The sequence below is a fragment of the Achromobacter sp. K91 genome (assembly GCF_003576205.1).
Lineage (GTDB): Bacteria > Pseudomonadota > Gammaproteobacteria > Burkholderiales > Burkholderiaceae_B > Achromobacter > Achromobacter aegrifaciens.
The window spans coordinates 18,154-29,517 of the sequence record NZ_QWFB01000029.1; the positions used below are offsets into that span (position 1 = coordinate 18,154).

Consider the following 11,364-nt stretch of genomic DNA (forward strand, 5'->3'; position numbering starts at 1 on the left):
GCGGACCGGCCGCGCCATGCCGGAATGAGGGCCACGGGGCCGTCTGTACCGCCCCCATTTACCGCCATCCCACACCGCTATACTGGTCCCACCTCAATACCCCTTACGCGCCGCGCCTTTTCTGCTGCGCCCCGTTATGCACGTCTTGTTGGCCATGCTGCGCCCCCTTGGCCGGGCGCTACTCTGTACCGTCGCCACTCTGCTCTCCGCCCAAGCGTTCGCCGCTCCGCCGACGCTGGCGCAATGCCATGGCATCAAGGACATGGCTTTCGTCGCCCACCTGGACGACGACCTGCTGTTCATGAACCCGGACATCGCCTCCAACATCCAGGCAGGCGGCTGCGTGCGGCTGGTCTACCTGACCGCAAGCGATGCCGGCGAAGGCGATACCTACATGCTGGGACGCGAGCGCGGCGTGCGCTCCGCCTATGCCTATATGGCGCATCAACCGGACGAATGGAAGGAAGACGCCGGCATCGCGGGCGGACGGCACATCGCGCGCTTTACCCTCAAGGGCAATCCGCGCGTGCAGCTTTGGCACATGCGCCTGAAGGATCCCTGGCTGGGCAAGGGCTGGGGCAGCCTGACGCCGCTGAGCCGCACTGAATCCGTACCCGGCCAGAACGTCGACACGCTCGGCCCCTATGCCGAGTCCTACACGCGCGAACAGTTGATCGACACCCTGGCCGACCTGATCCGCCAGTACGCGCCGACCACGGTACGCCATCTCGACGATACGATCGCCGTGCCTTACACGCAGCTGTGCTGGCGCTGCGCCGGCCATGGCCATCCCGACCATATCGCCAGCGCGCGGCTGGCGCGCGAAGCCATGCTGCGCGCGCCCGGCAACTACGCCGAGATGGGCTACGTCGATTACCCCAGCCAGGAGCGCGCCACCAACCTGACTCAGGCCGAAATCGCCAGCAAGTCGCTGACCTTCCAGCACTACGCCTGGAACGACTACCACTATTGCGCCGGCCCCACCGGCTGCAAGGAGCCCGCCGGCCCCGCGGCCGCCTGGGTGCAGCGCGCCTATTACGTGTCGCGCCAGGACATCGCGCCGCAGCTTTACCCGGACGGGCGCGGCGGCCTGGTGGTGTTCGCTGCCGGCGAAACCAATGGCGCCGTCAACCGCTGGGACGCGGACCAGCGGCGTTGGCAAAGCCTGGGCGGGCGCACCAACGGCCCGCTGGTGTCGTACACCCATACCGACGGCACGGCCGGCCTGATGGCGCGCGACCCGCTGGGCGGCGTGTGGGCCAACAAACAGCGCCACGACGGCACCTGGCAAGGCTGGCAGGCCTTGGGCGGCCTGCGCGTGACCCAGATCCCGGCGGTTGCGCCGCGCGGCGAAGCCGCCGCCGTGGCGCTGGGCTACGACGGCCTGCTGCACTGGATCACGCCGTCCGGCGTCGACGGCAGCTGGGGCGCCTGGCAGGACCTGCCGCCGCTGGAGGGCGTGACCGGCGCCCCCGCTGCGGCGCTGGGCGGCGACGGACGCTACATCATCTTCGCGCTCACCGGGACCGGCGAGCTCCACTACACCCGCCAACTGCCGGCCGCCAAAGGCCAGCTCCCCGAATGGCAGGACTGGCGCCGCGTGCCCGCGCCCCAGGCCGCCGGCGGCCTGGCAGCGATCCGCAATCACCAGGACCGCGTCGAACTCTATTTCCGCCAGCGCGGCAACAACCATCTGACCCGCCTGATGGAGACCGGCGACACCACCGATCTCGACATGGAATGGAGCGCGCCGACCGACATGGGCGTGCCCTATATCGGCCGCCCGGCCATTAGCGCCGACGCCGGCGGCAACGTCATGATTGCCGTGCTGGAACGCGCCGGCGGACAACTGTGGCTGGTGGAACACGGCAGGCCGTCCAAGCTCGACGCCCAGGCCGCCTCGCCGCCTGCGCTCAATCTGGTCAATGGCACGCTCTACATCGTCGCCCGCGCCACCGGCGCCCCGCAGCGCTACGAGGTGCTGTCGCGCCACGATGGCAACTGGACCCGCGGCGTGACCCTGGAGGGTGTGCCATCGGCCGGCGGCGGCCCCTTCGAAACCGTGGCCGCGCGCCCCATCGACCTGCCCAAGCTCGGCGCCAACGACGCCAACAAGGCGGCGGTGGTGCGCCCCTCTGCAGAGGATCCCGGCACGCTCAGCGTGGGCCGCATGCCGACGCAGGCCTCCCAGGCGGCGACGCCGACCACGGTGCGATGATGATTTCAGATCTTGTCATCCCTCGTTACCAGAGGGAAAATCCAGCCTAGCCGCGGGGCCCGGCCCGCGAGCGCGCCAAGCGCCATGTCGCCGCAGGGGGGAACCGCAAGTGAAGGATGCAGTCCAGTACCAGACTCACCCCGCCACCCTGCTTGAACCCGATCCCTCGTCGGACTGGCTCTACCACTGCGCGATGAGCCTGCTCAAGCTCCCCGCCGACGACGCGATCTCCGAACAGCTGGCCTACATGGGCGAGACCTCGGACGTGGACCGGTCATGGATGATCGAGTACCGCCCGGACATGCTGCGCCTGCGCAATACCCATGAATGGTGCCGCGGAAAGACCGAACCCTTCGTCGCCGAACTCCAGGACGTGCCGACCACGCTGATCGCCTGGCTACACAAATTCATGGTCAAAGGCCAGGCGGTCGCCATCCACGACGTCAACGACCTGCCCCGCACCGCGCGCGCCATCCAGGTCGAATTCCAGCGCCAGGGCAACAAGAGCGTGCTGAGCGTGCCGGTTTTCCATGACGGGAAGCTCTACGGCATCATCGGCTTCGACACCACCGTGCGGCACCGGGCCTGGTCCGCCGCCGAAGTCCGCGCCCTCTACCAATGCGCCAACCTGATAGGCCAGGCCAAATACGGCAACAGCCGCGAGCGCGGCCGCGCGCCGCGCTACGACAGCGCCACATCGGTGATCTATCTCAGCATGCGCGGCGTGGTCCGCGGCGTGCAGCCTGAAACCATCGTAGGCGTGCGCTCGGCGGGCAACTACAGCGAAATCTGGCTGGAAGACGGGTCGATGGTGCTGGACTCGCGCGCGCTGGGCATATGGTCGACCCTCCTGCCGGAACAGACCTTCTTCCGGGTGCACCGCACCGCCATTGCGAACGCGTTGCATGTCATGGACGTGGACCGCCGCAGCGTGGACAAGTGGCTGATCCGGATGCGGGCCGTGGACGAGACCTGGCCGGTGTCGCGCTCCTACCGCAAGCCGCTGCGCGAACGCATGGGCATCTGAACCCGGCGCGCCTCTGAAATATGCAGTTCGTCATGCCGGCATGTTGTTTCGTCCTGCCGCAAGTGGCCGCGCAACGAGTTTTTGGGATCATCGCAGGCGAAGGAACATCCGTTCCCAAAGTCCCGCAGAGAGAACCGCATGCTGACGTCCCGCATACTGCCGCGCATCACCTCCCTAGCCTTGAGCGCCGCCTGCGCACTGGGCGCCAGCCAGGTCCGCGCGGCCGACCTGGCGCTGCAGGATGCCGTCTCCATGGCCGGCATGCAGCTGTACCTGAACTCGGGTGCGCCAGGAATGATCATCGCGGCCGTGCGCGGCGACGAGGTCGTGATTCAGGGCTATGGCGAAACCGCGCCCGGCAGCGGCGTGGAGCCGGATGGCCGCTCCATTTTCAGGATCGCTTCAGTATCCAAGGTGTTCGCTGGCGACGTGTTGGCGGCGTTGGCAGCCAAGGACAAGCTCAAGCTGACGGATCCGCTGGCCAAATATGCGCCGGAAAACGCCAAGGTCGAAACCAACGGCCGCCCGCTGACGCTGCTGGACCTGGCCACGCATTCGGCAGGCCTGCCGCGTGAACTGCCCAATCCTGACGCCAAGCCCTCCGACAATCCGTTCGCCGCGTTCGACCGCGCCTATTACTGGAAATGGATCGGCAGCCACAAGCCGGCCTATGTGCCCGGCACCACCACGCTGTACTCCAACCTGGGCTTCGGCCTGCTGGGCGATGCGCTGGCCAAGGCCGGCGGCGCGGACTATTCGACCGTGCTGGCCAACGAGGTGCTGAAGCCAGCCGGCATGACCGACACCACCAATGCGCTTAACGAAGCGCAGAAAAAGCGCCTGATGACCGGGCTGGATCCCTTCGACAAGCCCGATCCCAATGCCCCGGTGCCGGACGTGATGTACGCCAGCGCCGGCATCTACTCCACCGCCGACGACATGGCGCGCTGGATGCGCTGGCACCTGGACGGCGCCAAACAATCGAAGCAGGCGTCGTTGCTGGCGCACACGATGTGGCTGCCCTATGACGGACTGAAGTCCGTCGTAGGCACGGAAGTCACCGACGCCGACGGCATGGGCCTGGGCTGGGTCGTGACCCTGCCGCGCAATGGCGCGCCCTTGCTGCTGGGCAAGAGCGGCGGCCTGGGCGGCTTCATGTCGTATGCCGTGCTGTCGCCCAACCGCGGGCTGGGCGTGTTCGTCGTCGCCAGCCGCGTGAATTTCGCCATGTTCAACAATATCCATTCCCAGGTGCGTGAACTGGCGGCCGAGCTGGCGCGGTGAACGGACCCTGCCGGCCGCTGCGCCAGGCCGCAGCGGCCGCGCTGCTGGCCGTGGCCGCGCAAGGCGCGTGCGCGCAGGAAGCTCGGGACATCTTCAAGACGGAGATCTTCCTCACGCCCTACAGCGAGCTGGGCGAGGGCGGCGAAACCTATCCGCAGCTGAATGGCCGCTTCCTGCTGATGACCGGCTACACCGGCTTCTTCGGCGTGCAGGACGACAACGGCCAGCTTCCCCGCTCGCACTGGAGCAGCGTGCAGCCCACGGCGGAGGCGGCCCTGGTGCTGCAGCTGACGCGGCAGTTTTCGATCCGCACCAAGGCGACCTTCAACTCGTCCACCAACGACACCAAGGACAATGCGTTTTCCGACCTGGGCGTGGACCTGGACAACCTGTTCGCCGCCTATACGGCGGACAACTACGCGCTGTACGGCGGCAAGATGGACCTGGGCTTTGGCGACGCCTGGCACGTGGTCGACGGCTTGTACACGGGTTTCAACGAGAACTCGGAGTTCCGCGGCTCGATCGGGGTGGGCGGACGCTACACCCTGGATACCGCGGGCCGCGGAACGCACTCCGTGGCCGCCATGCTGTTCAAGCGCGACAACACCGCGATGAACCGACGCTTCAGCCTGGACGGCGGCCTCATCGGGCCCGATCAGCCGCCGCTCTTCAGCGACCAATTGAAGTCATTCATTCTCTCCTACGACTTCCGCGATCTGCCCGGACTGGAAGGATGGTCGGGCGGGGTGGACGCGGGCCGGCTGCATCTGGATCCGGATCAAGGAAAAAGCGCCAATACGGTATCGGCCCGCTTGCGCTACGACGCGCCGCTGGCCAACTCGTGGAACCTGAGCTGGTTCAACGAAGCCACCTATTCCAGCGCCTTTCGCGGCGCCCCCGTGTCCAACGGCAACGGCGTGACCTCGGTCTCGTTGTCGCGCGACCGCTGGCAGCTGACCGCGACAGCAGCCGTGCGCAAGCTTTCCGGCAGCGGCCAGAAGCTGGCGCAGTACGGCCTGCTGGACGATACGGATTGGGGCATTTCAGGCGCGGTTACCTACGTCACGCCCATGGGCTTCATCGTGCAGGCCGGGCTCACGCATCAGCGCGACCAGGCCCTGCGCATCAACCAGGGCGTTTTCCGCATCGCTTACCAAGCAGGATTCTGAGGCCATCATGAACCGCAAACACACGCTCGTCACCGGAGTCATCCTTCTTGCGCTGGGCGGCGCCACCGCAGCCTGGTCGCAGTCCGTGCCCATCGCCAGCGCACCGAATCCGCCCGCGGACGCCGTCGCCATCCCTGCAGGCAGCAAGGAACGCGCGCTGCGGGAACTGCCGCAAATCATCGCGGACATCATGCAGCGCAGCGGGGTTCCGGGCATGGCCGTGGCCGTGGTCATCGACGGCAAGACCGTGCTGGCGCAGGGCTACGGCACGCGCGAGGCTGGCAAACAGGCGCCGGTAGATGCGCAGACCGTGTTCCAGATCGCATCGATCTCCAAGTCGCTGTCGGCGACGGTGGCGGCCATTGAAGTGTCCAAGGGCCGCGCAGCCTGGGACGATCCGGTCTCGCGCTACCTGCCGGACTTCAAGCTGAGCAATGCCTACGTGTCCGAACGCGCCACGATCGGCGATTTCTTCGCGCACCGCTCCGGCCTGCCGGGCACGGCGGGCGACGATCTCGAAGACCTGGGTTTCAGCCGCGACGACGTGATCGCCCGCCTGCGCCTGCTGCCGCTGGACGCCTTCCGCACGTCCTACCACTATGCCAACTTCAGCACCACCATCGGCGCCCAGGCTGTGGCCAAGGCGGCCGGACGCCCTTGGGAGCAGTTGGCCGACGAACAGCTTTTCAAACCATTGGGCATGAAGTCGACCAGCTACCGCTACGGCGACTTCGAGGCGCGCGGCAATCGCGCCGTGCTGCACGCCTACCAGAACGGCCGCTTCGTTCCCACGGGCCAGCGCGACGCCGACCAGCAGGCGCCCGCGGGCGGCGTGTCCTCCACCGTCGTCGACCTGGCGGAGTGGCTGAAGCTGCTGCTCGCCGACGGGCAATACCAGGGCAAGACCCTGATCGCCCCAGGCGCCCTGCTGCCGGCCCTGTCGCCCCAGGCATACAGCGCCCGTGCGCATGACCTGGACTCGCGCTCCGGCTTCTACGGTTATGGTTTCAACGTCAACACCGAACTGGGCGGACGTCCTTCGATGGGACATTCCGGCGCCTTCCTGATGGGAACGGGAACAACCTTCCGCATCGTCCCTTCCGCCGGCATCGGCATCGTGGTGCTGACCAATGGCGCGCCAGTGGGCGCGGCCGAATCCGTCGCGGCATCGTTCACAGACACTGCGTTGTACGGCAAGCCCACGCGCGACTGGTTCGCGGCGTACAACGGCGCCATGAAGGCGTTCTTCGAACCCCAGGCCGATCTGTCCGGACAGGCCGATCCCGCCAAGCCGGTGGCGTCGAAAGCGCTGTCGCAATACACCGGCAGGTTCGACAATCCCTACTACGGCCCGGCCGAGATCCAGGAGGCCAACGGCGCGCTGACCCTGGTGCTGGGGCCCAAGGGCATGCGCTTCCCCTTGCGGCACTGGGACGGCGATACCTACGCCTTCTCGCCCGCAGGCGAAGCCGAACTGGTCGCCTCGCTGGCGTCCATCGTGTTCAAGATGGACCAGGGGCGGGCCCAGGGCTTCGACATCAAGTTCTACGACGACAACGGCCTGGGCCGCTGGGTCCGCAAGTAGCCTTCCACCCTGCCGCGCCGCTTGCTCAGAAGCGGTAGGCGGCGCGCAGGGTCAGGGACTGGTCGCGGTATTCCCCGTTGCCGCGCAAGGCGTATTCCGTCTTCAATTCCACGCCCTTGGGCGTGACGTATTCCAGGCCGGCCGACAGGTTGCCGTAGGTCCTGGGCATGCCCGACCGCAACGTGAAGGGCGTCGCGCCCGGTCCATTGAGCTGCATCGTCGTGACCACGTCGCCGCCGCTCAGAAAGCTCATCCCGCCGGCCACGTATGAGCGCAAGGTCGCGCCGTTGGCCAGGTCCTTGCGCCCGCCCAGCTCGATCATGGGCGAAGCCATGACCGAGGTCGTGTCGTTGCCGCGCACCTTCAGGTTCAAGGCGCCCGCGCCCTGTTCGCTATAGCCGTCCTGCCGGATATGATTCACGTCCAGATCCACATAGGGCCGCAAGTACCAGGACGGCTGGCTGAACTCGTAGGCGGTGCGCAGCCTGGCCGCAAGAAAGGACGACTCCGGCTTGCTCCTGGCCGTGCCGTCCAGCGTGCCGCGCGACATCCTGCTCTTCTCCACACCGCCGTGCACGGCAAGCGAGACCTGCCACGGCGCATTGTTGTACTTCAAGGCCAGGCCGCCCGCGTAGGTATCGCTGTTGCCAGAGAAGTCGGCGGCCGACGTGGTCTTGCCATAGGCATAGCTCAACGAACCGCCCAGGAACCAATTGGTGGCGAACTCGCGTTGCGCGCCCAGCGTGAGCGTGCTCTGGCGAACGCGGTACCCCTCGTCGTCCGAGGTGGCCTTGCGCTCGGTCCAGTTCGTGTCCAGGCGGGTCCAGACGCAATCGCCCTCGCGCAGGATCGTGCTTTCGCCGACGAAGGCCGGGCAGCTCATCATCCGGTTCATCGACGCGTAGGAGGCATGCATCTGGTTGGCGGCGCGGGCGAACTGGCCGTCGTGGGCGATGCGGTTCAGGGCGTCGCGGTACTGGTCCGCGTTCTGGACTCCCGTGAACTTGTCGAAGGTGGACGCATCGCTCGCTTTCCCCTGGTCCCACAGCGTCTGCAGGGAATTCGCGATCCGCGCGCGATCCGCGGAAAGCGGCAACGCCGCGGGCGTGAAGTTGGCATCCACAGAAATGAGCGGATCGCGCAGGGCGCCCGCGCCATTGTTCTTCAGCGCGTAGCTGAACAAGGGACTGTCGCTGGCGGTCGCGGGCATGCTGGTTTGCGCAGCGGCGAAATGGCCTATTCCCAGCCATACATTCTTCACGGGATTGTGCAGCACCGGCTTGACGGTGCCTGCGAAGGTCGATGCGCCCGTCACCGAAATGAAGTCGCTGTTATGGCCGCCGAAATTCAGATCGGGCCGGTAGGTTCCCGTATGGTTCAGCGCGCCCGTGATGCGCGTGGTCGTGTACACGCCCGGTCCGCCCGGATTCAGGAGGCCGGCGCTGTCCAGGTTTCCCTGGAAGCGGGCGCCGCTGTACAAGGCGCCGCCCGCGTTGTTGTGGAAGAGGCTGCCGCCGCCCATGAGCACGTCGCCCGCCACGGTTCCGTTGTTGTTGACGACGGCTGCGCCGGCCACGTCTATGGCGGTCTGCGCCTGGATGACCCCGGCGTTGGTGATGGTGGCGCTGGCCAGCGGCGTGATCGCCAGGATGCCCGTGCCGGATGCGCTGCTGGCGCTGACCAGGGCGTTCTGACCCAGGTTGATCGAGATGGCCCGGCCTCCGCCATAGGCGCCATTGCTGATGGCGACCACGGCCGGCGAATTGGCGCCGGTGGCGACCACCTGCGCCGCGTAGCCGATGTCCACGCTTACCGGCCCGCCATAGGCCGGTTCGTTGCCGGGAGTGCTGTACTGATAGAGGCTGCCGTCCTTGAACACGCCGCCCCCGCCCACGCTCATCGCCAGGATCGCAGGCGCATTCGCGCCCGAGGTCTGGACCGTGCCTCCCGTGCCGATGGCCACGTTGACGGCCCCGCCATTGCCCATGCCGCCAGTGAGGCCGGCGTTCTGTATGAGACCGGTCGTGTAGTGCGCGGCTGACTGGTCGCCCGCCAGCCCGCCGCCGCCGCCCACGCTCTGCGCCAGTATCCCGGCGGCGCCGCTGCCCGAGGTGACGATCCGGCCCGCGATCGACAAGCTGACGACGTTCCCGTCACCGCCTTGCGCGGGAGACGAGACGGGCTTCAAGGTCACCAGCCCGGGCCGCGTTGCCAGGCCGGCGATGCCGCCCCCGCCGCCTATGCTTTGCGCGACGATGCCGTGCGAATTTACGCCAGCGGTGACGATGCTTCCACCCACGTCCTGCGTCACGCTGACCGTTCCCCCGGGGCCGGCCATCGGCGCGCTGGAACCGAACGTGATGTTCGCCACGCTCGAGGCGGGCCCCGAGCCGTTGTCCATCGTCACCAGGCCGCCGCCGCCGCCCACGCTCTGCGCCAGCACGCCGAAGGAAAGCGCGCCGTGGGTCGCGATGCTGCCGCCCAGGTTCGACACGGCAACCGTGCCGCCCGCGCCGTTCACGCTGCTCGAAAAAGGGCCACCCGTATCGGTCGCCGCGCTTCCCACCCGGATATCGACGCCGCTAAGCGCCGCGCTGGACGACACCGCCGCCATGCCGCCCCCGCCGCCCACGCTTTGCGCCAGAATTCCCGGCGCAAACCACCCTTGCGTGGCGATGCGGCCGATGTTGTTGGCGACGCTGACCGTACCGCCGGCAACTTGGGCCAGGCCGAATCCGCTGCTGTTGTTCGACGGATAATCGCCGCCCAAGGTGATCGACAGGGACGCGTTCTGCTGGATCGCGGCCAGGCTGGCGTTGCGCAAGGCGAGCGTGCTGACGCCGCCCCCTCCCCCCACGCTCTGCGCCATGATCCCGGCGGAGCCGCCCGCGCCAGTCGCCAGCGTCCCGCCATGGCTGACGTTGACCGCGCCGCCCATACTCGTCGTCATGCTCTGCCACGAGTCGCCCGTGGCCCCCAATGCGACGGTGGCGGCGGTCTGGCTCCACAGGAACAAGGGCTGGTCGACCATCGATATGCCGCCGCCTCCGCCCACGCTCTGGGCCAGGATGCCGGGCGCCTGATAGCCCTGCGTGCTGATCCGGCTGGCCGAGGCGCCGGCGTCGACCGTGACCGCGCCGCCCGCGCCGCTGGCCCCGGCCACGCCGCCGTTGCGCACATTGATCAGGGATCCCAGCAGCAATCCGCCCTTGGTTCCCAGGATGCCGACGATGCGGGTGATCTTGTCGATGATCTCGGGCGCCTGGCTGCCGGCGCCGGCCGATACCACCGCCTGCAGGTCCTGGCCGCTGGCCGCGCTTCTGCCGCCGCCACCGCCGATGCTCTGGGCGACAATGCCTGCCGAGCCGCTGCCTTGCGTGGCGATCGTTCCCGTGTTGGTGACGATGGCCGGATCGGATGCGCTTCCTCCGCCTACTCCCGCCGCGCCGCCGTTGCCGCCGGTCTGGTGGGTGATGCTGGTCTGCGGCAACGCGACCGTGAACAGGTCCTGCGCGCCGGACTCGGCGGCCTTGATCAGCGCATCGATGCTGGACAGCAGCGTGGACGCCCCAGCCGAATCTATCGCCCCGGCATTGCCGCCACCACCGCCGATGCTCTGCGCCAGGATGCCCGGCGCCTGGTCTCCCGCCGTCGCGATGGCGCCATCGTTGCGCACGTCGAATGCGCTGGCAGCGCTACCCGCGCCGCCGCTGCCGCCGGTCGTGACCCCGACGGACAGGCTGACGGCCTTGCTGAACGCCAACTGCGGCCCTTTTTCCAGCCAGTCCGCCGCCTTCTCCAACAGGCCGGCGAGACTACCCGGCGCGCCCAGGATGTCGTTGAAACTGGCAGCGTCGTGCATCTGGACGATGCCGCCATTGCCCCCGCCCCCGCCTATGCTTTGCGCGACGACGCCATTGCTTTGCGCGGCCGAGGTACGGATGCCTCCTTCATTCGTGACCAGCGCCGTGCCGCCGTCGCCGCCCCCTTGTCCCACGCCGCCGTTGGACACTGCCAGCGTGACCGCGCCGCTCGGGTTGTCGCCCAGCTGCGGCGCGATCGCTGTCTCTTATACACATCT

General features: G+C 67.8%; 6 protein-coding genes. 5 read left to right on the forward strand and 1 reads right to left on the reverse strand.

The features are described 5' to 3' along the window. Window positions 1-136 precede the first annotated feature (136 nt). The 5 genes from DXK93_RS11525 to DXK93_RS11545 all read left to right on the forward strand — a co-directional run bounded on the left by DXK93_RS11525 (window position 137) and on the right by DXK93_RS11545 (window position 7,283). Entirely contained in the window at window positions 137-2,218 is a 2,082-nt protein-coding gene (locus DXK93_RS11525) for a PIG-L family deacetylase (protein ID WP_054451785.1), read from the forward strand. Between the two features lie 109 nt (window positions 2,219-2,327). Beyond that, a complete protein-coding gene (locus DXK93_RS11530) occupies window positions 2,328-3,245 on the forward strand; it encodes a GAF domain-containing DNA-binding protein (RefSeq protein ID WP_233564540.1) in 918 nt (305 codons plus the stop codon). Window positions 3,246-3,383: 138 nt separating this feature from the next. Next, window positions 3,384-4,529, forward strand: a complete 1,146-nt coding sequence (gene ampH / locus DXK93_RS11535) for a D-alanyl-D-alanine-carboxypeptidase/endopeptidase AmpH (RefSeq protein ID WP_119450120.1) — start codon at window positions 3,384-3,386, stop codon at window positions 4,527-4,529. Then, window positions 4,526-5,698: a hypothetical protein gene (locus DXK93_RS11540; protein ID WP_233564541.1), complete on the forward strand. Its 1,173-nt coding sequence runs from the start codon at window positions 4,526-4,528 to the stop codon at window positions 5,696-5,698. Before ampH ends, DXK93_RS11540 begins: the two co-directional genes overlap by 4 nt. A gap of 7 nt (window positions 5,699-5,705) precedes the next feature. Beyond that, a complete protein-coding gene (locus DXK93_RS11545) occupies window positions 5,706-7,283 on the forward strand; it encodes a serine hydrolase (protein ID WP_119450121.1) in 1,578 nt (525 codons plus the stop codon). 25 nt (window positions 7,284-7,308) lie between these two features. On the opposite strand, the gene DXK93_RS11550 is transcribed toward DXK93_RS11545, so the two are convergent. Beyond that, window positions 7,309-11,295: an autotransporter domain-containing protein gene (locus DXK93_RS11550; RefSeq protein ID WP_233564542.1), complete on the reverse strand. Its 3,987-nt coding sequence runs from the start codon at window positions 11,293-11,295 to the stop codon at window positions 7,309-7,311. Between the last annotated feature and the right edge of the window lie 69 nt (window positions 11,296-11,364).